20 protein-coding genes and 1 riboswitch are annotated in these 22009 nt (G+C 55.7%); of the genes, 13 read left to right on the top strand and 7 right to left on the bottom strand.

What is annotated here, in order from left to right; translation table 11 throughout:
- Nucleotides 1-431 precede the first annotated feature (431 nt).
- From ACTID9_RS20315 to ACTID9_RS20300, 4 genes are all read left to right on the top strand, one after another.
- Nucleotides 432-893, top strand: coding sequence for a MarR family winged helix-turn-helix transcriptional regulator (locus tag ACTID9_RS20315; protein WP_441066699.1), 462 nt, complete (start codon nucleotides 432-434; stop codon nucleotides 891-893).
- Nucleotides 890-4036 (top strand): efflux RND transporter permease subunit, encoded by a 3147-nt coding sequence (locus ACTID9_RS20310; protein WP_441066698.1) that lies wholly within the window; start codon nucleotides 890-892, stop codon nucleotides 4034-4036. Before ACTID9_RS20315 ends, ACTID9_RS20310 begins: the two co-directional genes overlap by 4 nt.
- Before the next feature lie 16 nt (nucleotides 4037-4052).
- Nucleotides 4053-5294 (top strand): efflux RND transporter periplasmic adaptor subunit, encoded by a 1242-nt coding sequence (locus ACTID9_RS20305; protein WP_441066697.1) that lies wholly within the window; start codon nucleotides 4053-4055, stop codon nucleotides 5292-5294.
- A 124-nt stretch (nucleotides 5295-5418) separates the two neighbouring features.
- Complete coding sequence (locus ACTID9_RS20300) at nucleotides 5419-6591, top strand: pyridoxal phosphate-dependent aminotransferase (protein ID WP_441066696.1); 1173 nt, start codon at nucleotides 5419-5421, stop codon at nucleotides 6589-6591.
- 63 nt (nucleotides 6592-6654) lie between these two features.
- Here the strand turns inward: ACTID9_RS20300 and ACTID9_RS20295 are convergent, their stop codons facing one another.
- The gene (locus tag ACTID9_RS20295) at nucleotides 6655-7080 is read right to left on the bottom strand and encodes a helix-turn-helix domain-containing protein (protein WP_441066695.1); all 426 of its coding nucleotides are present in this window, start codon (nucleotides 7078-7080) and stop codon (nucleotides 6655-6657) included.
- A gap of 201 nt (nucleotides 7081-7281) precedes the next feature.
- On the opposite strand from ACTID9_RS20295, the gene ACTID9_RS20290 reads away from it, so the two are divergent.
- The gene (locus ACTID9_RS20290; RefSeq protein ID WP_441066694.1) at nucleotides 7282-7752 is read left to right on the top strand and encodes a hypothetical protein; all 471 of its coding nucleotides are present in this window, start codon (nucleotides 7282-7284) and stop codon (nucleotides 7750-7752) included.
- Between the two features lie 63 nt (nucleotides 7753-7815).
- On the opposite strand, the gene ACTID9_RS20285 is transcribed toward ACTID9_RS20290, so the two are convergent.
- From ACTID9_RS20285 to ACTID9_RS20275, 3 genes are all read right to left on the bottom strand, one after another.
- Nucleotides 7816-9069, bottom strand: a complete 1254-nt coding sequence (locus tag ACTID9_RS20285) for a M20 family metallo-hydrolase (protein WP_441066693.1) — start codon at nucleotides 9067-9069, stop codon at nucleotides 7816-7818.
- Between the two features lie 148 nt (nucleotides 9070-9217).
- Entirely contained in the window at nucleotides 9218-10063 is an 846-nt protein-coding gene (locus tag ACTID9_RS20280) for a family 1 encapsulin nanocompartment shell protein (RefSeq protein WP_441066692.1), read from the bottom strand.
- A 26-nt stretch (nucleotides 10064-10089) separates the two neighbouring features.
- Nucleotides 10090-10677 carry an IMEF encapsulin system ferritin-like cargo protein gene (locus ACTID9_RS20275; protein WP_441066691.1) on the bottom strand — a complete coding sequence of 196 codons (588 nt, stop codon included), beginning with the start codon at nucleotides 10675-10677 and terminating at the stop codon, nucleotides 10090-10092.
- 246 nt (nucleotides 10678-10923) lie between these two features.
- Between ACTID9_RS20275 and ACTID9_RS20270 the strand changes: the two genes are divergently transcribed.
- Both ACTID9_RS20270 and ACTID9_RS20265 read left to right on the top strand, forming a co-directional pair.
- A complete protein-coding gene (locus ACTID9_RS20270; protein ID WP_441066690.1) occupies nucleotides 10924-11205 on the top strand; it encodes a DUF2325 domain-containing protein in 282 nt (93 codons plus the stop codon).
- 60 nt (nucleotides 11206-11265) lie between these two features.
- The gene (locus ACTID9_RS20265) at nucleotides 11266-11406 is read left to right on the top strand and encodes a hypothetical protein (protein ID WP_441066689.1); all 141 of its coding nucleotides are present in this window, start codon (nucleotides 11266-11268) and stop codon (nucleotides 11404-11406) included.
- Nucleotides 11407-11563: 157 nt separating this feature from the next.
- Here the strand turns inward: ACTID9_RS20265 and ACTID9_RS20260 are convergent, their stop codons facing one another.
- From ACTID9_RS20260 to ACTID9_RS20250, 3 genes are all read right to left on the bottom strand, one after another.
- Nucleotides 11564-11812 (bottom strand): trypsin-like serine protease, encoded by a 249-nt coding sequence (locus ACTID9_RS20260; protein ID WP_354090920.1) that lies wholly within the window; start codon nucleotides 11810-11812, stop codon nucleotides 11564-11566.
- 9 nt (nucleotides 11813-11821) lie between these two features.
- A complete protein-coding gene (locus ACTID9_RS20255) occupies nucleotides 11822-13468 on the bottom strand; it encodes a recombinase family protein (protein WP_441066688.1) in 1647 nt (548 codons plus the stop codon).
- A 120-nt stretch (nucleotides 13469-13588) separates the two neighbouring features.
- Entirely contained in the window at nucleotides 13589-13969 is a 381-nt protein-coding gene (locus ACTID9_RS20250) for a DUF2294 domain-containing protein (RefSeq protein ID WP_441066687.1), read from the bottom strand.
- A 228-nt stretch (nucleotides 13970-14197) separates the two neighbouring features.
- Nucleotides 14198-14341, top strand: a riboswitch (cyclic di-AMP (ydaO/yuaA leader).
- Between the two features lie 588 nt (nucleotides 14342-14929).
- Between ACTID9_RS20250 and ACTID9_RS20245 the strand changes: the two genes are divergently transcribed.
- Genes ACTID9_RS20245 through ACTID9_RS20220 form a run of 6 tightly spaced genes read left to right on the top strand, consistent with a single transcriptional unit; the run spans nucleotide 14930 to nucleotide 21957 of the window.
- The gene (locus ACTID9_RS20245; protein WP_122919229.1) at nucleotides 14930-15007 is read left to right on the top strand and encodes a potassium-transporting ATPase subunit F; all 78 of its coding nucleotides are present in this window, start codon (nucleotides 14930-14932) and stop codon (nucleotides 15005-15007) included.
- Nucleotides 15008-15053: 46 nt separating this feature from the next.
- The gene (gene kdpA / locus ACTID9_RS20240; protein WP_441072666.1) at nucleotides 15054-16727 is read left to right on the top strand and encodes a potassium-transporting ATPase subunit KdpA; all 1674 of its coding nucleotides are present in this window, start codon (nucleotides 15054-15056) and stop codon (nucleotides 16725-16727) included.
- A 20-nt stretch (nucleotides 16728-16747) separates the two neighbouring features.
- Nucleotides 16748-18787, top strand: a complete 2040-nt coding sequence (kdpB, locus tag ACTID9_RS20235; RefSeq protein ID WP_441066686.1) for a potassium-transporting ATPase subunit KdpB — start codon at nucleotides 16748-16750, stop codon at nucleotides 18785-18787.
- Nucleotides 18788-18832: 45 nt separating this feature from the next.
- Nucleotides 18833-19390: a potassium-transporting ATPase subunit KdpC gene (gene kdpC / locus ACTID9_RS20230; protein WP_441066685.1), complete on the top strand. Its 558-nt coding sequence runs from the start codon at nucleotides 18833-18835 to the stop codon at nucleotides 19388-19390.
- 1 nt (nucleotide 19391) lies between these two features.
- Nucleotides 19392-21764: a universal stress protein gene (locus tag ACTID9_RS20225; protein ID WP_441066684.1), complete on the top strand. Its 2373-nt coding sequence runs from the start codon at nucleotides 19392-19394 to the stop codon at nucleotides 21762-21764.
- Nucleotides 21765-21792: 28 nt separating this feature from the next.
- On the top strand, nucleotides 21793-21957 hold the full coding sequence (locus ACTID9_RS20220; RefSeq protein ID WP_441066683.1) for a hypothetical protein: 165 nt from the start codon (nucleotides 21793-21795) through the stop codon (nucleotides 21955-21957).
- The last annotated feature ends 52 nt before the right edge of the window (nucleotides 21958-22009 follow it).

Below are 22009 nucleotides of genomic sequence, written 5' to 3'. Positions count from 1 at the left end.
GCAGGGCTCTCAATCGTTGGCGGCTTTTCGTCATGTTATTCATCGAGGCATTCCTGCTTACGAAATGTTTTTTTTATTAAAGAGGTTTTCTTATCCTACCACAGCAGCGAAGGGCTTTTTGAAGAAAGCGGAGCGCAGCCTTTACCATGCCGACCCAGGCGGAGGCAAAAAACGAAAACGTCTTTCGCGCCTCATATCTTCCCTGAGAGGCACCCGCCGCGCAGCGTGTGGCTTTGGGGCGCGGTTTTCGTTTTTTGCCGGAGCCGGCCATCCCCACCCGCAGCGGGCATGGTAACAGCGGAGCGCAGCTTTCTTCAAAAAGCCCCTCACCTTCACCACCCCTTAACAATTCTTTACCCAATTATTTCTTGCTGCGAAATACCTTCTATGTCATAATATTTTGCAGCACGAAATAGTTTGTGGAGGCACTTATGAAACCTGTCATGCAATTGTCTTCTCTCATTTCACGGGTTTGCGAGCTGTATTTCCTGATCGGTTCTGAAGAGCTTGAACGATGCGGCGTCACCAAGCCGCAGATGCTGGTCATCCAGCAGCTCAAACAAGGCCCCAGAACCATCGGTGAAATCAGCAGGCTGGTCGATCTCTCCTACAGCACGACATCCGGCATCATCGACCGCATGGAGCGGCACCAAATGGTCGTGCGCAAAAAGGATGAGAGGGATCGGCGGGTTGTGTGGGTTTCATTGGCGCAACATTTAAAAGATTTGGAGGATAAACTGCCTTTTTTGCAGGAGCAGTACAATGAAGAGCTGTTCTCGCGTGTGAAACCGGAGGATATGGAGGGAATCATGCAGTCCTTGCAAATCGTTTACACATGCTTTGCGCACAAATGGGATGCGTTAAAGCGGGAGAAAGGGAGTGAACACGAATGAGTTTTTCCAGTTTTTCGATCAGACGGCCGATCACCATCATGATGCTGGCGATTGCGGTCCTGATCTTTGGATTTATTTCACTGCCCAAGCTGGCGGTGGACCTGTATCCGGAGCTGAATTTTCCGGTGGCGATCGTGGTCACTTCCGTTGACGGCGGTACGCCGAGCGAGGTGGAGAAGCTTGTCACCAAACCGATCGAGGAGTCGGTCGGAACCGTCGCCAACATCAAGCGGGTCACGTCCAACTCGGCAGAGGGCGCCTCACAGGTCATTGTGGAATTCAACTGGGGCGTCGACATGGACCAGGCGACGCTGAACTTGCGCGACAAGGTCGACCAGGTGCGGGGAGCGCTGCCGGATTCCGCCAAGTCGCCGCGCATCTTGCGGCTGGACCCGAACTCGATGCCGATCATCACGCTGGCGGTAACGGGCGAATCCGACATCGTCAAGCTGAAAGCCCTCGTAGAAAACGTCATGAAGCCGCGTTTGGAGCGGATCGACGGCGTCGCCTCCGTCGGTATTTCCGGCGGCAAGACGCGCGAGGTGGAAGTCGAGCTTGACCCGAATCGGATCGCCGCCTATGGACTGACGCTGGACCAAATCCAGCAGGCGGTCATGAGCACCAATATTTCCGGTGCAGCAGGCGTCATTCGCCAAGGCGACGCCAAGATCAACATCAGGCTGCAAAGCGAATTCAAGGACGTTGCCCAAATTGGCGAAACGCCGATTCGCGTCGGGCAAGGCAGCATTCAATTGAAAAATATCGCGACAGTCAGCGACACGTTTAAAGAAGTCACGCAAAAAGCTTATCTCGACGGCATGCCGAGCGTCGGGGTCAACATCTTGAAAGCTTCCGGCGGCAACACGATTTCCGTCGCCGATCAGGTGAAAGCCAAGCTTGCCGAGCTGCAGGCGGAGCTTCCGGCAAACATCAAGGTGACGACGACGCTCGATACGTCAACTTTCATTAAAGACTCGATCTATACGGTAGGCGAGCACGCCCTGATCGGGGGACTTTTCTCCATCCTGGTGCTGCTCTGCTTCCTGAACAGCTACCGCTCCATGATCATCATCGCGATCGTGATTCCGATTTCGGTCATCGCGACGTTCTGTCTGATGTATTTTACCGGACAGACGATCAACCTGTTCTCCTTGAGCGGGCTTACGCTCGGCTTGGGGTCACTCGTGGACTTTGCGGTCGTTATTTTGGAGAACATTTTCCGCCATCGGGAAGAGGGCAAAAGCATGTGGGAAGCCGCCGACATCGGCGCGCGCGAGGTCAGCACGGCGGTTATGGCGTCGGCATTGGCCCAAATCTCCGTATTTTTGCCGATCGTATTCGTCGAAGGCCTGGCCTCGCAATTGTTCGGTCCACTTGCGCTCACGGTCGTCTTTTCCCACTTGGCAGCCTTGGTCGCTTCGATGGCGCTCGTGCCGATGCTGAGCGCCCGCTGGCTGAAACGACTGCCGAACACGGCGATTTACGAAAGCGGCACATATCGCGGCATCAACCCGATCGTCTGGTTTAACGTCGGCTTCCATAAAGTGACGAAAGGCTACGGACGCTTGCTGCGCTGGTCGGTCGGCCACCGCAAAACCGTGTTTTTCATCACGATCGCCATGTTTATTGCGACGATTCCGCTCGCAGGCATGGTCGGGGCAGAATTCATCCCGAAGCTTGACCAAGGAAAAATCAGCGTCGACATCAAGCTGCCCAATGGCTCCATGCTGAAAGAAACGGAAGCCATCGTCACCCAGGTCGAATCGTTTGCCAAAAAGATTCCGGAGCTTGAGCAGCTGTACACGTCGATTGGTTCCGCCGCAGGCAATTCCGTCGTCGCGCAGGCAGCAACCAACGAGGCGCAGCTGACGATCTCGGTTGGGGATAAGGAAAAACGGAAGCGCACCACACTGGAAATCGTCGAGGATTTGCGCAAGCAGGTCGCACATATCGCCGGCGCAGAAATTACGGTCAAAGAGCTGGACAACTCCGGCGGCCCGCCGACCGCTCCGCTTGAAGTCAGCTTGCGCGGGGACGACATGGCGGTGCTGGAGGACATCAGCAGCATCATCGCCGAAGAAGTCAAACAAGTGCAAGGAACGAGAAACGTCACGACATCGCTTACGTCCAAACAGAATGAGCTGCAACTGGTCGTCGATCTGCAAAAAGCAGGGACATACGGGTTGTCCAGCCAGCAAATTTTGTCCAGCGTACGGACGGCATTCCAGGGGCAGACCATCACCAAATACCGTACGGGCGATGATGAGGTCGATGTCAACATGCGTCTGCCGGAAGCGTACAAGGAAGACATTTCTTATTTGGAACAACTGCGGATTCCAACGCCCGGCGGCGCGCAGATCGCGCTTTCCTCGGTGGCCAAGATCGTCGAAGAAAACGTGCCGCAGCTGATCAAGCGCGTCAACCAAACGCGTGAAGTGACGATCACGTCCGACATCGTGGATCGCGATCTCAATTCCATTTCAGCCGATTTGCAAAAACGGTTGGCCGGGCTGCGGCTGCCGGACGGCTATACCATCGAGTACGGCGGACAAAGCAAAGACATGGCGGAAGCGTTCGGCAGCTTGGGCTTGGCGATCGTTCTGTCGATCGTCCTGGTCTACATGGTCATGGCGAGCCAGTTCGAATCGCTGTTCGCGCCGTTCATCATCATGTTCTCCATCCCGCCGACCTTCATCGGCGTGGTGATCGGGCTGTTGGTCACCGGGATTTCACTGTCCGTCTCGGCATTCATCGGCTACATTCTGTTGATCGGGATCGTCGTGAACAATGCGATCGTGCTGATCGACTACATCAACACGCTGCGCAAAAAAGGGGTGGAGCGCAACGAGGCGATCTTCACGGCAGGGCCGGTGCGTCTGCGCCCGATTTTGATGACGACGCTCGCGACGATTTTGGCGATTTTGCCGCTGGCGTTTGGCGGTGGCGCAGGAAACGAATCGCAGGCGCCGATGGCCGTCGTCGTCACGTTCGGTCTGTCGTTCTCGACATTGATCACACTCATTTTGATTCCGGTGGTGTACACCTGGTTTGATGATTTGGGCAACAAGTTCCGCAATCGCAGAAACAAGCGCAAGGCCAAGAAGAAAAAACCAGGAATTACTTCCGATCTGGCGGTCGAATAGGAGGCTCACAATCGCAATGAAAAAGAATGGGAAACTCACCCTTGGGCTGCTCACGCTCTTTCTCGTGCTGGGAGGCTGCTCGGCAGGCAAGGAAGCGGCGGTCGAGCCGAAGCAGGAAGCAGCGCCGACACCGGTGCAGGTCGAACCGGTCAAGGCTGGCTACATCGAAATCAGCGCCGGGATCTCCGGCAAGCTGGCGCCTAGCGAAGAAGTGAAAGTGGCGCCAAAGGTGAGCGGCAAAATCAAAGACTTGAATGTCAAACTGGGCCAGCAGGTGAAACAGGGAGATGTGCTGTTCACGCTGGAGCAGACGGATTTGAACAATGCGGTCCAATCGGCACAGGCAGCGCTCAACCTCGCGCAAGCAAGCCTGAACCAAAGCAAAACGAGTTCCAGCCAAGGTGTGGAGCAGGCGAAAAACAGCCTGCAGCAGGCGGAAAAATCGCTGCAGGACGCACAGCGCAATCTGCAGCGCATGCAGCAGCTGTTTAAGGACGGGGCGATTTCGACACAGCAGCTGGAGCAGGCGCAGCTCGCGGCAACGAACGCGCAAATCGCGTACGCGAATGCACAGGATGTCTATCAGTCGGCGCAAAAGCTGACAGGCGTGAATGTCTCCGAAGCGTCGGTCAACCAAAGCCGCGTTGCGCTGGCAAATGCCCAGGAGCAGCTCGCGAATACCGTCATCAAGGCGCCGATTTCCGGCTATGTCGCCATGGTCATGGGCGCGGCTGGCGAGATCGCCTCGCCGCAAGCAACGGTCGTCACCATCGTGGATACAGACCCGTTAAAAGTGAAAGCGAATCTGGCTGAGCAGGAAGTCACGAAAGTGAAAGTAGGCAGCAAGGTGAATGTAGAGATCACCGCGCTCGCCAAAACAGTCGAGGCGACGGTGACAGCCGTCAGCCCGGTCATGGATCAGACGCTCAAGGCGTACCCGATCGAAATCACCATTCCCAACCCATCCGGCGAGCTGAAAGCGGATATGGTGGTGTCGGTCAAATGGAAAGCCGATGCCGCAACGGATAAAAAATCGCTGATCGTCGCCAGAAAAGCGGTGTTTGACGAAGGCGGCAAACACTACTTGTATCTCGTCGACAACGGTATCGCGAAAAAAGTGGAAGTCACCACAGGCAAGGAATCGAGCGACCTGATCGAGATCACGAGCGGGGTTGCCGAAGGCAATACGGTTGTTGTGCGGGGCCAAACGCTCGTAAAAGACGGGGCCAAGGTCCAAATCCAGCAGACAGGGAATTGACACGCAAGCCCTGCGCTGGTACGCTCACTTCAACAGAAGTTTTTCCCCCTTCTTCTGTCCGCAGGAGAAGGGGGTTTGTTTTGGTTCGATCGATTTTGGAAGTGGAGAAAGGATGAGAGATGAGATGCGTATTCAACCGGCCTCGATGATGGGGCGGCTTCCGACCCAGTTTTTTGCGACACTGGTGGGAAAGGTCAACAAAGTCATTGCTGAAGGACATGATCTGATCAATTTGGGACAAGGCAACCCGGACTTGCCGACGCCATCACATATTATAGAAGAAATGCAAGTGCAGGCAGCCAATCCGCTGCATCACAAATATCCGCCGTTTCAGGGCAGACGCGAGCTGAAACAGGCGCTTGCCCATTGGTACAAGACGGAGTTTGACGTAGATCTGGACCCGGAAGAAGAGGTTGCCATCCTGTTCGGCAGCAAGACGGGTCTGGTGGAGATTTGCCAAATCATGATGAACCCGGGCGATGTTGCGCTTGTGCCAGACCCTGGCTATCCGGACTACTGGTCGGGCGTGGAGATTGTCGGCGGCCGCATGGCGATGATGCCGCTGCGCGCGCAAAACAATTTCCTGCCGGATTACGCGGAGCTTGCCCCGGCTGATCTGGAACGGGCCAAGCTGATGTTCCTCAATTATCCGAACAATCCGACTGCGGTCAATGCGCCGATGGAGTTTTATGAAGAGACGATCCAGTTTGCCCGCAAGCATGAGATCGTGGTCTGCCACGATTTCGCCTATGGCGCGATCAGCTATGATAACCAAAAACCGATCAGCTTCATGCAGGTGCCGGGCGCCAAAGAGGTCGGTGTCGAATTCTACACATTGTCCAAAACGTACAACATGGCTGGCTGGCGCGTCGGCGCGATGGTCGGCAACCGCGAGCTGGTCAAACTGATGAACGAGCTGCAAGACCATTATTTCGTCAGTTTGTTCGGCGCCGTACAGATGGCAGCGGTGCGCGCGCTGACCGATTCGCAGCAATGCGTCCGCGACTTGGTCAACGTATATGAAAAACGCCGCAACACGCTCTTTGACGGACTGGCACGCATTGGTTGGGACGCGAAGCCGTCGCAAGGCTCGTTTTTTGCCTGGCTGCCGGTACCGGCAGGCTTCACGTCGGCTTCCTTTGCGGACCACCTGTTGGAAAAAGCCCATATCGCCGTTGCGCCGGGCATCGGCTTCGGACCGACAGGAGAAGGCTATGTCCGCGTGGCATTGCTCTCCACTGAAGCGCGGCTGCAGGAAGCGGTCGAGCGGATCGAGAAGCTGAAGCTGTTCACCTGAGACAAATGAGAAACCCCCTTTCGCGAAAGAGAGCGAGAAGGGGGTTTTTGTTTGGTACGCGAATCAAGGGGAAGATACCCGAAGCTGCGCTTTCCCCGCTTTTTTTGCCCATTCGTCCAAGGCGGCCCGTGGGAACAGATACGACTGATTCAGCTTGACATACGGGAGATCCGAATGGTCAATCAGGGCGTACAGCTCTTTTTCCGTCAGATTCAAATAGAGCTGGGCTTCTTCCTTGGACAGCATAATAGCCTGCTGCTGTGCCGTTGGCAGGGAGCCATCGTTCGCTTCGCCAAAAGCCGTGAACCGGGACAGCCCGCCGAGGAAATTGGACATGTTGGCCAATTGGCTGTTGATTTGCGCAGCGCTTGCTGTGAGCGCCTCGCCATAATCAGCGACCCGATTAATCGCGGAATAGAGCAAATAAGACCCGATCAAAATGGCAATACCCAAAAAAATCATCGCTTTATCCAGGTAAGACTTTTGCATAAAAGGTGGCTCCTTTTGGGAATTTTCCATAGTATACCATATGGTCATTGGTGGATAAAACGGATGGAAAAAGCAGAAGCTAATCGAATAAAAATCATTCTCAATCGTATTGACAGAGAATGATTTTCATTATAGGATAACTGTATTGATAATGATAATGACTTTCAACGACAAGTCCAAAAGCTGGATCAGGAGGTTGCCATGCGATACGAGATTAATGGATATACCGATATGTATACGGTCATCAGCAACGAACGGAAAATTGGCGGAGCGGTGGAAGCGGCAAAAATTCGCCTGCGTTCCGGGGAAGAGTTTTCTCATGCGGTGATAACCCGTTTGGAGATGTGTGACGCCCAGTTTTGCTCGATCGGCATCGTTACGGAAGAAGGGCAGCGGCTCATCGTACATATTCAAGATATCGGCATGGTCATTGATCCGGTTCATGTGAACGTATCGGACTTGCGCAACCCCAAAATGCGCGAAATGAAAATGGCGGAGCGGCTCAAACGTTTGAAGCGTCTGGTGGAGCTTAACGAAGGCAGCTGTACGCTGCCGTTCCGTGAAGAAGCCCAAATGCTCGCCGAGGACATCGGCATCGAGTACGCGCTCTCGCATGTAGAGCTTCCGTTCCTGCCACATCCAGATAAAAACCGCGTTGTGCGGATCGCCTAATGAAAAAAGTACATCCAACCGGAGATGGTGGATGTACTTTTTTTAGTTGGCTTCTTCTCTACTCTACTGCTTTGCCAGCAGACGGGTAATGGTGCGATATAACAGTTCCGTTCCGAGCGCCATGTCTTCCCAGCTGGAGTATTCTTTCGGATTGTGGCTGATTCCATCTTTGCTGCGGACGAAAATCATCGCATAGTCGCAGGCGTAGGAGAGAGCGAGGGCGTCATGGAACGGGCCGCTCATCAGCTCAGGCGGTGTAAGGCCGATCGCCTCCGCTTCCTCACGCATGATCGCCTTGATCGGCTCGGCGCAATAGCGCGGCTCGCTGTCGGTATCCACGCTGATGCTGTAGGTGAGGCCGTTTTCCGCGCAAATCGTCTCGATCGCTTCGCGGAGTTGGGCTTCACGCGCGTTGCGGCGCTCGATGTCGATGTCCCGCAAGTCGACGGTGAATGTCACGCGCTCCGCGATGATGTTGCGTGAGTTCGGGAATACCTGGAGATTTCCGACCGTTCCGACCGTAGGCGCCTCGGGATCTTGCCTGGCGATGTCGTTGAGCGCAGTAATGATTTTGGCTGCGCCGAGCAGAGCGTCCTTGCGCAGTGGCATCGGGACAGACCCCGCATGACCTGCAAAGCCGTTCAGTTCAACCGTCCACCATAACGGACCGGAAATGCCGCTGACGATCCCGACCGGATGACCCAGCGCTTCCAAAACCGGTCCCTGCTCAATATGCAACTCCAGGAACGCGCCGATGCTGCCGGCCGGGTACTCGGAATCAGCAAAGCCGTCGAGATCGCAGCCGAAATCGATCAAAGCCTGCCGGCGTGTGATGCCGTTCTGATCGGCGCGTTCCAGCTCTCCTTCCTCAAGCTTGCCGAGAATCCCGCGCGAGCCAAACAGCCCTTTGTTAAAACGACAGCCTTCCTCATCGCAAAACGCAACCAGCTCCACGGGTACAGGAGGGATGGCCCCGGACTCCCGGTACGTCTGAATCGCCTCCAGGCCGCCAAGCACGCCGAGCACGCCGTCGAAGCGGCCGCCGTACGGCTGGGAATCGATATGGGAACCAACCATCAACACCGGGGCCGCTGGATCGCTTCCTTCCAGGCGGCCGATCAGGTTGCCGAAATTGTCGATGCGGGCGGTCATACCTGCTTCTTCCATCCATGATTTGACCAGTTCTACGGCTTCCTTGTCCTCGGGGGACAGCGCGAGGCGGCACACGCCTGTTTCGGCAATGCGGCCGATGCGGGAAAGGGCTTCGATGCGGTTTTTCAATCGTTCCGGGTTAATGCGCAGGGAGTGGTCGGACATAGAAAGAGCCTCCTTCAAAGTGATTTATCGTCATTCTATTCTGAAAATAGATGCGATTATGAGAGAAGAAAAGCAAGCGCCGCTTACGAAATCGAACCTGTATGGGTTGTAGCGTAAGCGGTGCTTGCTCTTAAGTTACGGTGAGATGTTATTCCGTTTCTTCCAATGTGCAGATCGCGCTCGGGCGCTTGATCCGCAATGCGACACACTCATAAACGCGCAGCAGGCTGTTCATTTGCTCGTCGCCCAGGAAGGCGGAGTCAAAGTCCTCGGCAATCGCCAGATCGAGGTTGTGTCTGCCGGTCGCGACGATCACGCCGGAGCGCCCCTTGATCACAGGGGACTGGTAGACGCCGTCTGTCACGAGATTGCGGATATGGTCGATCTCCAGCACGGTCGTGCCTTTGTGCACGCGATGCAGGAGGGTGTACAGCTCCGGAGAAACAACCATTGCATACGGGCCGCTATGCCCCATTTTCAGCAGCTTGTTGCGGGCCTCGACGACATCGGCGAAGGCATTGCCGGATTCCATCCAGTCGCTTTTCAGATGGGTCAGACGGCCTTTGACATTCATCAGTCCAGGGAGATCAAACTCGCTGGAACCGTTGAAAATCAGGTCATCTTCCATCAGGGCGCAGCTCGCGGCAGCGTTGGCGGATGCGCTCAGGTCGAGCGGCATGCCCAATGTGCGCGCTTGCGAAATGTCGCGGCGATACAGCATGAAATCTTTGTACAAAATCGGGATCGTAAGGCTGACGCGGCGGCTAGGCTGGGTCAGCTCCAGCGATTCGCCGCGCAGATTCAAACCGCCGAAGCGGGATTCGTCGTAAATGTCGTTCGTGATGGTTTGGACCCCTTCACCGAGCGGGCCGTAAATATCGAGAAAACGGCGACCGACCAGTTGGCGGCGCGCCATGTCAATAACGGTATCGTCCAATTGCTTCCATTCATCCCGGGAAAGAGGGGAATCGGGGTAACGGCTGAGTTTGTCCATCGTATGTACCTCCACAAAAAGTGATTTTATTTACCGCGCAAGCTGCCCACGGTCAGTCCTTTTTTGGCCGGGATTGCCGCCGCAGGAGCAGCAACGGCTGGCGTAGCTGTTTTTGCCGAGGCTTTGAGATGGTCTACCTGATGAATGTCGTGGCCGTGATCGTGGTCTTCAATGGACGAGAGCTTGACGTCTGAGAAGCGGCTGGCAAGCTCGGTCATGATGTCCTTCATGCGCAGGTAATCGTTTTGCGTCGACTCCCGCATGGTATTGAGCAGCGAACGGCGCTCTTCATCGCTGAATTCATACAGCGAAAGCTCCAGATGTTCGCGAAAGTTATGTAATCCAAAGCGCTCCAGGTTCAGATCGGAGAGCATGTGGGAAAGCTCGCGGTCGCTCAGGTTTTCGACAGGAGCGGAGCTGATTTCTTTCAAATAAGGAATCAGTTCTTCCAGCCGGCCCAGCCGCTGCTCTTCTTCCTCCAGTATGTGGTGGTAGTAAAGACGCGTATGCTCATCCTGCGCATTGTCGATCACAGGCTGAATGATGCTCATGAACGTGCCGATCGCAGCCTTTGTACGCTCAAATATGGCATGTGCCTCAACGATTGTCTGCAATGTTCGCCACCTCCTTTATGTACTTGTCCTTATTATATCCTTGAAAATTCCAATGGAGCAAGACAACAAAAACTTGGTCAGACAAAATTGGAAAAAATAGCGCGAGCTTTGTCACAAAAAAGTAGGCGATGAGTATTGTCAAAAACAATTGGGAATGATAATATTTATCAATAATAATGAGATTCATTCTCAACAATAAAATTCAACGCACTCACATACATAAAAATCTAAGGGAGGAACACAATCATGTCTCAAGTTTTAGTCATCGGCGGCGACCGCCTCGGCAATATCGTCAATCTTTTGCAGGATCGCGGTTTTCGCGAGGTCCATCACGTGACAGGTCGCAAAAGCTCGCAAACGGGGGTGAAAATCCCGGCGGGCACGGACCTCATCCTGGTTCTCACCGACTTTGTCAATCACAATCTGGCGAAAACGGTGAAATGCCAGGCGAAAGAGCGCGAGCTGCCGATTTTGTTCTGTAAGCGTTCGTGCGCTGCGATTGAGAAAGTCCTCGTTACCCCGGCGTAACATGACTAAGAATGCCTGCGCAAGGTTATAGTACAGATGAAACCACTGCGGGAGGTATGTATGGAGAACGCAAACAGACTCAATCAACTGCCGATTGCCAGCCTCACGGAAGAGCAGTTGAATCAATTGAAGAGAGCGGAAGAAGCCATCAATCAGACAGGCGACGATGTCTATTTGATTGCCTTTCAAAAAGAGCAATAAAGTCCGATCCTCGATCGGGCTTTTTTTTGTAGCTGTTCTCAATCGGCGAAAGAGCATCACCCGTCACATGCTTTTGCATGGTTCGGGCGATGCAGCGAAACAGCCGAAAAAGAAGGAGGGGATTCCCGCCTGTCTTTTGGGAATCGCGTCTGGCGCATCAATCGGGGACGATTTCCTCCAGATAAGGCTTTAAGGAATTGACACCGATCGAAAACCCCAGGCTTTGACTGGACTGAATGATAAACGCGTTCAATCCCACAACCTCGCCGTGCAAGTTGATCAAAGGGCCGCCGCTGTTGCCAGGGTTGATGGCAGCATCGGTTTGCAAAATTTCCTCATATACTCGTTTCGCGACCTGAACCCGCCTGTTTTTGGCACTAATGATACCCGTCGTGACGGACTGCATACGTGGCAACTAAAGCGGGAAGCGGGCGATGGTGAGATCCGATGGCCGAAATGAAATCGTAAGCTCCAAAACGGCGGGCTTGCCTCGTTTTCCTTTGCGGATGACCGAAAGCGACGCCGAATCGATGAGAAAGCGGAGCAGTCTGTTTTGGGCAGGAGCATATGCCAGCGAACGGTAGAGAGAGAGCAGTGTGGCATGTTCTTTCCCGGGTGCCCATGGCGGTGAAGCGGTCGTTTCATCGTGCCGTTCCGTCTGGTGAATCTCATCAGGGCTGGCCGCGTTCTGTGCCGCAAGCTTTTCTTCCAGAAGCTGTCGTTCCTGCTCCACGCTTTGCCGGCGATGGGTGAATTCCTGTTCGCTGTAGATGCCCAGCTCAAAATTGCGGTAGATCGCCGCAAGCTGCTCCTGCAGCCGTTTGCGTTGCTGCTGCAAATAACGCAGCCTCCGTTCCTCCAACGGCTGCTGCGGCGAATCATCGAGCCGGGCACGGTAAGTGCGCAAGAAGTGCTGCCAATGTTCTCCTCCTTCCGGCAGCGGGATGCTGCGCAGCGCCTCCAGCAAGAGCCGCTCTACGTCGCGGTAGCTGGTGCAGGCGCAGCCTTTTGTCGGACAGATGAGCATTTCCTTTAAACGGACCGTTTTCTCGCCATTTTTTTTGCTGGTGGTCCCTTTGGACACGTGCCGTACCATGCGGCGATTGCACCGCTTGCAGCGTACGATTCCCGCAAGCTCGGATGTTTGGCGGTTGCCCGGGGTAGAAGGCTTGGCGCGTTCGGCGATTTTTTGCTGAACGGCGAAAAACTGCGCATCGGAAATGAGGGGAGGGTGCGCCCGAGGAACGACGATCCATTCTTCCGCTGGCTTGGCAAGCCGCCTGGCCGCGTACGATGTGCATGTGCTGTAGCGAATTTCGCCGAGATAGACGCGGTTTTGCAGGATGGCCTTGACGGTTTGGGCGTTCCAGTGTGCGCGTCGGGTGGGGGAGGGAATGCCGAGCTCGGTCAAATAGGTGGCAATGGCGCGATAGCTCATTTCTTTGGCGGATCGGCCGTTCGCATACAGCTCAAAGATGAGCCGGACGATGTCGGCTTCCGGCTCCTGGATCATCAGCCGCTGGGTGGACGGGTTGGCGGTATAGCCCAATGCGGGAGTCGAACCCATGAACTTCCCGGACCGGGCATACGCGTATTTCGCCCCCTGCATCCGCTCGCGGATCGTCTCGAACTCCTCGCGGGAAAGGAACAATTCAAAGCGGATTTGCCTGAGGTCATTGGCGTTTTTCGGATCATACAGGCGATAGGGCGTAAGGATGAAGATGCGTTTTTGGCGCAGCAATTCATAGACAAGGCCGTAGTCACGGAAGTCGCCGCGGGTCAGACGGGAAATCTCCTTGACGGCGATGCAGTTGTAGCGGTCATCGGCGATCTCCCGCAGCAGCTGTGAAAACACAGGCCGGGTATCGATCCGCTCGCCGCTGCCGATCTCGATAAGCTGGTCATAGGGCAGACCGTACTCGCGCAGAACACGATCCATCAAGTCCTTTTGCAGGGCGATCGTATCCTCGCCCGTTCGCCGTTCGCGCTCTGCATCCTCGCGGGAGCGGCGCAAATAGTTGACCACACGCTTGATGTGCACGCCATCGGGCAATCTGGCCATGGGGAAGTCTCTCCTTTCGCCTGCATCGAAAGCTGTCTGTAGACAGTGTATGCCGACGCAGGAGAGGGACGGCGTGCAAAAAAAATCGGCGCCAGGAGCGTGCCGGCGCTGTTCGGTCCGTTATTTTTGTTTGTCGTCCAAAAACCGTTCCACATCGCGGTCCATCACAAATACCTCGATGCGCTCGCCCATTTTCGTGCTGATGTCGCTGTGGCTGGAGAGAACTTTGCAGCCGGTGATCCGCTGGACGATCTCTTCTGATTCTTCACTGTACATTTCACGCAGCACCTGGCGCATTTCCTTGACGACGCGGCGGCCTTTCTCGTGGGAGACGAGATGTTTTTCCTCGACGGTCAGCACTCCTTTAAAACGGGAGATGATCATGTCACACACGATGTACGTCTTGGCTTCCTGCGGTCCTCGTCCCAGCAGATCGCGTTGGAATTTGATGAATGCTTCACTTAAATCGGCTTCCATTTTTTTCTTTGCGGAAATGGCCACTCGTTTTCCCTCCACCAATTGCTCGGTTTGCTAATGTGCCTTATCTTACTTGGGACAACTTTTGCTTGTCAATATGGTGAAAACGGAAGAAATAATGAGATTGGATGAGGTATCGGGAGATAAAGTCTTTCTAATATGTGGAAATGGCATTGTTTCTCGTTTTTTTGCATTTTTGTCGGGATTCACAAGCAAAATCGTTCAGCGTATAATCAGACACGTAAGCATCAATTGCATATTCGGCCTAATCCCGGGGCATCCGGGAACGGAGGAACCAATCTTTTGGGGTTTATTCTGCAGCAGATGCAGAAGGGATGAGAAACTCTTTCGCCATCCTACCCGTCAGCTAACTTCGTCGGCTAAAGCGGAGGAGGTCATAAGACCGCCTTGTATCGAGGGGGCTTTTTTGCTGTCTGTTTATGCAAAACAACCCTGCCCGACATGCAAATGATGCAGGTCTTTTTGTTTTGGCTTCATGCAGTAGTGCGAACTGAATATCACTGTTTTTGGCAAAAAGGAACAGGGAGACAGAGCGCAAAGAGGGCAGTGATGCTTGCTGGGCGTTAGGTAGACCAATGGGTACTTTTTCTCGGGCAGTGACACGGATGTACGCTTGCATCGGTGAGCGCGGGGCGATTTTTTTCGCTGCCGTCCACCTGCTGCTTCAGCGCGCCGTTCACTGGGGGAAGGGTAAGCATTGGTCTATTTTTTTGTTCGAGTGCGGTTCGTTCGGGTCGAACCGGAGGAGCCGAAAGGGAACGAGGAATGCAGCTAAGCGAATGGGGGGAGGGACAATCGATGGATCTGTCGATTGGCCCGAGCGTGCGATTGAAACGAACAGGGAGGAAGAGAGCAGATGGATGATGTGGTTGCCGTTCTGTTGATTGTGTTATCGTTCGGCGTATTTTTGGGAACGGTGCGGTTTTGTGAAAAAGTGACGGAAGAGCAGGGAGGCGGCGGGCAATGATTTTGCTGCTGTTGATCACCGCGGGTGTGACGGGATATTTGATCCATGCGCTGGTGTATCCGGAAAAGTATTAGCCTGTGGCTGTGCGATTGACAAAAGGGAGGAACGACTGTGGATTTTATCGATCTGATCCAAATTGCCGTGGTACTGGCGCTCGTGCTGCTTTGCGCCGTACCGATGGGAGCCTATCTGGCACGCGCGTTTTCACTGGAACCGACCCGCTTGGACCGGGTATTCGGGGGGACAGAGCGCTTCATTTATAAAATATCGGGCATCACGACAGAGGACATGAACTGGAAAACCTATGCGAAAGCGCTGCTGTTCTCCAATTTCGTGATGGTCATCATTGCGTATCTCCTGCTGCGCCTGCAGGGCGTGCTGCCGCTCAATCCGAGCAATATCGCGGGAATGGAGCCGCTTCTGTCATTCAATACGGCGACGAGTTTTTTGACGAATACGAATTTGCAGCACTATAGCGGCGAATCGGGCCTTTCGTATTTCTCGCAAATGATGGTCATTATTTATTTGATGTTTACGACACCGGCTACGGGCATTGCGCTTGCGCTTGCATTTATGCGGGGGGTGACGGGAAAACGGAGCGTCGGCAACTTTTATGTCGACCTGGTGCGTGCCCATACCCGCGTGCTGCTGCCGCTTGCAGTGGTGGTCACGCTGCTATTGGTCGCACAAGGTGTACCGCAGACATTGGGCGGAACGGTCAATGCGACGACGCTCGAGGGGGCGGTGCAGCAAATCGCCCGCGGTCCGGTGGCGGCACTTGAATCGATCAAGCATCTGGGCACGAACGGCGGCGGTTTTTTCGGGGTCAATTCCTCGCACCCGTTTGAAAATCCGACGCCGCTGACCAACGTGATCGAGATCCTGTCGATGTTCCTGATTCCCGCCGCGCTGCCGTTTACATTCGGGCACATGGCGGCAAGCCGCAAGCAAGGGAAAATCATCTTTGCGGCGATGGGGCTGGTGTTCCTTTTGTTCCTGGCGATCGTCACCGTCAATGAGACGAACGGAAATCCGGTGCTTGCAGGTGCCGGACTGTCGCAGGCAGCAGGCAGTATGGAAGGAAAAGAAGTTCGCTTTGGCATTGCGCAAAGCGCGCTGTTCACGGCAGTCACCACGGCGGCCACGACGGGGACGGTCAACAACATGCACGATACGCTGACCCCGCTCGGCGGATTGGTGCCGCTTGCGGAAATGATGCTCAACTGCGTGTTCGGCGGTGACGGCGTCGGAATGGTCAATATATTGATGTACGCGATTATGGCTGTCTTTTTGGCAGGGCTGATGGTCGGGCGCACACCGGAGTTTCTCGGCCGTAAAATCGAGGGGAAAGAGATGAAGTTGATCGCCATCACGATTTTGGTTCATCCGCTGATCATTCTGGCACCTTCGGCCATCGCCCTGGCTACGGATATGGGGGCGTCCGCGATCTCCAATCCCGGCTTCCACGGTATCTCGCAAGTCGTGTATGAGTTCACGTCGTCAGCGGCGAACAACGGGTCCGGCTTTGAGGGATTGGGTGACAACACGCCGTTTTGGAACGTGTCTACCGGCCTTGTGATGCTGTTTGGACGCTATATTTCGATGATCGCGCTGCTTGCGGCGGCAGGCTCGCTTTTGGCCAAGAAGCCGGTGCCAGATACGATCGGCACATTCAAAACGGACAACGGCACGTTCATGGTCATCTTGCTTTCGACCGTGCTGATCGTGGGGGCGCTCACCTTCTTCCCGGTGCTGGCATTGGGGCCGATCGCCGAGTGGCTCACCATACGATAAAGGACAAAGGGGAAATCAAAATGAGTTCTGCGCGCAAACATGCGCTTACCAATACCGTTTACAAGCAAGCGTTCGCGGACGCATTCCGCAAATTCGACCCGCGGGTCATGAGCAAAAATCCGGTGATGTTCATCGTCGAGGTAGGGTTTGTGATTACACTGCTGCTCACAATCGTACCCGGCATGTTTGGCGCGGAAGCCGACCCGCTCGATAACGGCATCGTCTGCTTCATCCTGTTCGTGACGATCTGGTTCGCCAATTTTGCCGAGGCGCTTGCAGAAGGCAGAGGCAAGGCGCAGGCGGACAGCCTGAAAAAAACAAAGCAGGAGACGACGGCCCGCCTGTTGCAAAAAGACGGCTCCATCCGCGAAGTGCCGTCCACGGAGCTGCGCAAAGGCGACATTGTCGTCATCGAAGCCAACCAGCTGATCCCAAGCGATGGGGAGGTGATCGAGGGGATCGCGTCTGTCGATGAATCGGCCATTACCGGTGAATCGGCACCGGTGATCAAGGAATCGGGCGGCGATTTCAGCTCGGTTACCGGCGGAACGCGCGTCGTCAGCGACCGGATTGTGGTGCGCATCTCGACGGACCCGGGCGAATCGTTCCTCGACCGGATGATTCAGCTGGTGGAAGGAGCCAAACGTCAGAAAACGCCGAACGAAATCGCCTTGAACACGCTGCTCGTCAGCCTGACGCTGATTTTCTTGATCGTGTGCGTAACACTGCAGCCGATCGCGGCCTACGTCCATGTGGCGATTCCGATCGCGACGCTGATTGCCCTGTTGGTTTGCTTGATCCCAACGACGATCGGCGGACTCTTGTCGGCGATCGGAATCGCCGGAATGGACCGGGTGACGCGATTCAACGTCATCGCCATGTCAGGGAAGGCGGTTGAAGCGGCGGGCGACATCAATACGATCATTTTGGATAAAACAGGAACGATTACGTACGGGAACCGGATGGCATCGCAGTTTATTCCGGTAGGCGGAACCACCCCGGCGGAGTGCACGCGGGCTGCGGCCTTAAGCTCGATCCATGACGAGACGCCAGAGGGGCGTTCGATCATTGAACTGGCGAAAAAAATGGGCGTGGCGCATGCGGAGCTGATGGGCACAGGCAGCGAGGGCATCGAGTTCCAGGCGCAGACAAGGATGAGCGGCACGATTTTTGCCGACGGGAGCGAAATCCGCAAAGGTGCGGTGGATGCGATCAAGCAGTTTGCGATTGCGCACGGCGGTACGATTCCCGCTGACCTCGATGCCAAAACGGAGCAGATCGCAAAAGAAGGCGGGACGCCGCTGGCCATTCTGGCGGGGACGCAGATTCTTGGCTTGATCTATTTGAAAGATACGGTGAAAGCGGGGATGAAGGAGCGTTTCGACGAGTTGCGCCGGATGGGGATTCGCACGGTCATGTGCACGGGAGATAACCCGCTGACCGCTGCGACCATCGCGAAAGAAGCAGGTGTGGACGATTTCGTCGCAGAGGCGAAGCCAGAGGATAAAATCGCCTTGATCCGCCGCGAGCAGTCGCAAGGCAAGCTGGTGGCAATGACAGGGGATGGAACGAACGACGCGCCGGCATTGGCCCAGGCGGACGTGGGTCTGGCGATGAACAGCGGCACGATTGCTGCCAAGGAAGCGGCCAACATGGTCGACCTCGATTCCGATCCGACCAAAATCATCGAGGTTGTCGCGATCGGCAAGCAGCTGCTCATGACGCGCGGCGCTTTGACCACCTTCAGCATCGCCAACGATGTGGCCAAATACTTTGCGATCATCCCTGCCATGTTCATGCTCGCGATTCCGCAAATGCAGACGCTGAATATTATGGGTTTGTCCTCGCCGCAAAGCGCCATCCTGTCGGCACTGATTTTCAACGCGGTTATCATTCCGCTTCTGATTCCGTTGGCGATGAAAGGCGTCAAGTATGTGCCGATGAGCGCCAGCAAGCTGTTGTCGCGCAATCTGCTGCTGTTTGGCGCAGGCGGTATCATCGTACCGTTTGTCGGCATCAAGGCGATCGATCTCCTCATGCATGCAGCAGGGCTGGCGTAAGCGCCGCCCCGCTCCCACTTTTGACAGAAAGCACAGGTGACCATCATGTTGAAAAATTTGCGAATCAGCCTCGTTTTGCTCGTGTTGTGCGGGCTCATTTATCCGCTGACGATGACGGGCCTTGCGCAAGCCATCATGCCGAATCAGGCAGAGGGCAGCCTGATTACCGATCCGGCAGGCAAGGTGATCGGCTCGGAGTTGATCGGACAAAGCTTTTCTGCTCCGCAATACTTTACTGGGCGCGTTTCTTCTATTACTAACAATGCAGCGGGTTCGGGCTCCAATAACTATGCGCCGTCCAATCCTGCCTTGAAAGAACGGGTGGAAAAAGATGTTGCGGCTTTTCTCGCAGCCAATCCGGGCGTGAAAAAAGAAGACATTCCGGCGGACTTGCTGACCAACTCAGCCTCGGGGCTCGATCCGGATCTTTCCGTGCAAGCGGCAAAGATTCAGGTGGCGCGAATTGCGCAAGCGCGTGGCCTCGATCCCAGGAGGCTGGAACAGTTGATCGCGGAACAGACGGTGGGGCCGTCGCTTGGCTTGTTTGGCGAGCCGCGAGTGAACGTGTTGAAATTGAATCTGGCATTGGATCAGCTGCGCTAGGATGGCAGAGCCATTTCGCCGGAAATCGCCGGAAGAGATTCTGGAATCCATCGCGACCATGGCGCGCGGGCGGCTGACGATTATTCTCGGAGCGGTTCGCGGTGTCGGCAAAACGTATCGGCTGCTGACTGACGGTTTGCAAATGCAGAAGCGCGGCCTCGATGTGGTGATCGGTGTGCTCGGTGAAGCCGACCTTGAGCAAATGGGCGAGCTTGCCGCCGCGCTGCCGCGCATGCCGACAATCGAGTGGCAGGGTGAGGACGGACCTCGCCATGATCTGGATGTGGCAGCGATCCTTTCCCGCGATCCGGAAGTGGTGCTGGTCGATGGCTTGGCGCACCGCAATGCCCCGGGTGCCCCGCGTCCCGACCGGTTAAGCGATATTAAGGAGCTGCTCGCACACAAAATCAGCGTGATTACGACGGTGAATATTTACGAGCTGGCAGGCGTGAAAGAGATTGCCGACAAAGTGCTGAAAGGGACGACGGTCCAGGTCACCGAGTTCGTCCCGGAGGATACATTGGCATTGGCCGATGAAGTCAAGCTCCTGGATGTGACCCCGGACGCGATTCTCGCGCGCCTCGCCGAAGGGAGCCTCGATGCGAAAGCGATGGCCAAAAAGGGGGCAAAGCAGCTGTACCGTCGGCATAACTTGGCGGTCTTGCGCGAGCTGTCGCTGCGGATCATGGCGGGGGAAGTGAACGAGACGCTCGATGAATACCGCGACCAGCTGGGACTGATCGGTCCGTCTGGCGCGGCAGAGCGCATTTTGGTCACAGCGCAGTACCATGCCAACGGGTCGATTTTGATCCGGCGCGGCCAGCAGGTTGCCAATCGGTTAGGCGCGGAGCTGCTTATCGTCTGCTTTCGCAAGGAGGGGGTCGAATTGACAGCGGAGGAGGCTGCATTCCGGCGGGCGATTGCCCGGCTGGCGGAGAAGGTTGGCGGTGCTTTCGAGGAGCTGGTGCTGGAACGGCACCAAAGCGTATCGCAAGCAATCGTTTCCTATGCGATGCGGCATAAGGTCACACGCATTGTGATGGGGCAGTCGAACCGGAGCCGTTGGCACGAGATTGCGTACGGCTCGATTTGCAACCAAATTTTGCGGAAAACGCGCAGCATCGATGTGTTTCTCGTCGCCGACCGGATGAAGCGCGACGGCGAGCGGGTGCTGCCCGCCCGGCGCAAGCAGCCGATGCGCCCGCCTGACCCGTACCGTCGGCTTACCACCGATGAAATGAAGCGGCGCGTCATGAAGATGCAGCGCGGCCGTCTCAAAGTGTATATCGGCGCTGCTCCTGGCGTTGGCAAAACGTACGCGATGCTGCGCGAAGGGAATGTGCTAAAGCGCAAAGGAATCGATGTCGTCATCGGGCTTTTGGAAACGCACGGACGCAAGGAAACGCTGGAACAAGTGGGCGAACTTGCGCTCATCCCGCGAAAAAAGCTTGCGTACCGCAACGTATGGCTGGAAGAAATGGACACGGATGCAATTATCGCCCGCAATCCCGAGGTTGTGCTGGTTGACGAGCTGGCACACACGAACGTGCCGGATAGTCCATTCGAGAAGCGGTATCAAGATGTGGAACGGCTGCTTGCGGCCGGCATTTCGGTCATTACGACGGTGAACGTGCAGCATCTCGAGAGCTTGAACGACAGTGTGGAGCAGATTACGGGCGTCCGGGTGCGGGAGACCGTCCCGGACCATATGCTGCAGCATGCCGATGAGGTTGAGCTGATCGACATTGCGCCGGAAGCGCTCCGGCAGCGCATGCGCGAAGGCAATGTTTATGCGCCGGAGAAGGTGGAGCAGGCGCTGGGCCAATTTTTTAAAAAGGTCAACTTGATCGCGCTGCGCGAGCTTGCCTTGCGCGAGGTGGCGGATGATGTGGATGAACGGCTGGAGGCTTGGGAGCGAAGGGGGGCGCTGCGCGGCGCTTGGCAAAAACAGGAGGCCATTTTTGTTTGCGTCAATCTGCGCCCCGATTCCGAGCGGCTGATTCGCCACGGGTTTCGGATTGCGTACCGGTTAAAAGCCGAATGGTATGTGGCGTACGTACAGGAGAAGCCCAGTTTGTCGGAAGCGGAGAAGCGGCTGCTGGAGCGGATCAAACAGATCACGGAACGGCTTGGCGGCCAATTCGAACAGTACGTGGCACCGTCGCGCCGCCGCGCGGTTGTGGTGCTGGCCCATGCGGTGAATGAAAAGCGGGCGACACAGGTCATCATCGGACATTCCGCCCGGACACGGCTTGCGGAAATTTGCAAAGGCTCGGTCGTGGAACGGCTGCTGCGCCTGGTACGGCACGTCGATGTGCTGGTTGTGGCCGATCGGCCGGCCGACATGGGACAGTCCGACAAGCGCATAAGGTAAGCGTAAGGCGAGGAAAGGAGGGGAGCGGATGGAGGAGCAGCGACCGCTTGCGGTCATTGAGACGACCAACGGGACAATCAAGCTGACGATAGCGGCCGACCGGCAGGTGAACGAGCTGGAATGGCAGTCATTTTCCGAATGGCTGGCAGGAGCGCTCGCACAGGCTGCCCGCGGCGAATCGGTGGCAACGTAGCAACCCGGCTGTGACGGAGTTTTCCAAACCTAACGGAGAACCGCCGCGCAGC

The sequence above is a fragment of the Brevibacillus fluminis genome, from assembly GCF_052072235.1.
Lineage (GTDB): Bacteria > Bacillota > Bacilli > Brevibacillales > Brevibacillaceae > Brevibacillus_D > Brevibacillus_D fluminis_A.
The sequence above is the reverse complement of the archived record's forward strand: the minus strand, read 5'-3'. Positions and strand labels throughout refer to the sequence as shown.

Coding starts and splice junctions, on each gene's coding strand:
- ACTID9_RS20270 (WP_441066690.1), top strand. CDS start 10,924: ATGTCTCAAGTTTTAGTCATCGGCGGCGACCGCCTCGGCAATATCGTC.
- ACTID9_RS20315 (WP_441066699.1), top strand. CDS start 432: ATGAAACCTGTCATGCAATTGTCTTCTCTCATTTCACGGGTTTGCGAG.
- ACTID9_RS20290 (WP_441066694.1), top strand. CDS start 7,282: ATGCGATACGAGATTAATGGATATACCGATATGTATACGGTCATCAGC.
- ACTID9_RS20220 (WP_441066683.1), top strand. CDS start 21,793: ATGGAGGAGCAGCGACCGCTTGCGGTCATTGAGACGACCAACGGGACA.
- ACTID9_RS20285 (WP_441066693.1), bottom strand. CDS start 9,069: ATGTCCGACCACTCCCTGCGCATTAACCCGGAACGATTGAAAAACCGC.
- kdpB (WP_441066686.1), top strand. CDS start 16,748: ATGAGTTCTGCGCGCAAACATGCGCTTACCAATACCGTTTACAAGCAA.
- ACTID9_RS20255 (WP_441066688.1), bottom strand. CDS start 13,468: ATGGCCAGATTGCCCGATGGCGTGCACATCAAGCGTGTGGTCAACTAT.
- ACTID9_RS20310 (WP_441066698.1), top strand. CDS start 890: ATGAGTTTTTCCAGTTTTTCGATCAGACGGCCGATCACCATCATGATG.
- ACTID9_RS20295 (WP_441066695.1), bottom strand. CDS start 7,080: ATGCAAAAGTCTTACCTGGATAAAGCGATGATTTTTTTGGGTATTGCC.
- ACTID9_RS20305 (WP_441066697.1), top strand. CDS start 4,053: ATGAAAAAGAATGGGAAACTCACCCTTGGGCTGCTCACGCTCTTTCTC.
- ACTID9_RS20245 (WP_122919229.1), top strand. CDS start 14,930: ATGATTTTGCTGCTGTTGATCACCGCGGGTGTGACGGGATATTTGATC.
- ACTID9_RS20260 (WP_354090920.1), bottom strand. CDS start 11,812: ATGCAGTCCGTCACGACGGGTATCATTAGTGCCAAAAACAGGCGGGTT.
- ACTID9_RS20265 (WP_441066689.1), top strand. CDS start 11,266: ATGGAGAACGCAAACAGACTCAATCAACTGCCGATTGCCAGCCTCACG.
- ACTID9_RS20280 (WP_441066692.1), bottom strand. CDS start 10,063: ATGGACAAACTCAGCCGTTACCCCGATTCCCCTCTTTCCCGGGATGAA.
- ACTID9_RS20300 (WP_441066696.1), top strand. CDS start 5,419: ATGCGTATTCAACCGGCCTCGATGATGGGGCGGCTTCCGACCCAGTTT.
- kdpC (WP_441066685.1), top strand. CDS start 18,833: ATGTTGAAAAATTTGCGAATCAGCCTCGTTTTGCTCGTGTTGTGCGGG.
- ACTID9_RS20225 (WP_441066684.1), top strand. CDS start 19,392: ATGGCAGAGCCATTTCGCCGGAAATCGCCGGAAGAGATTCTGGAATCC.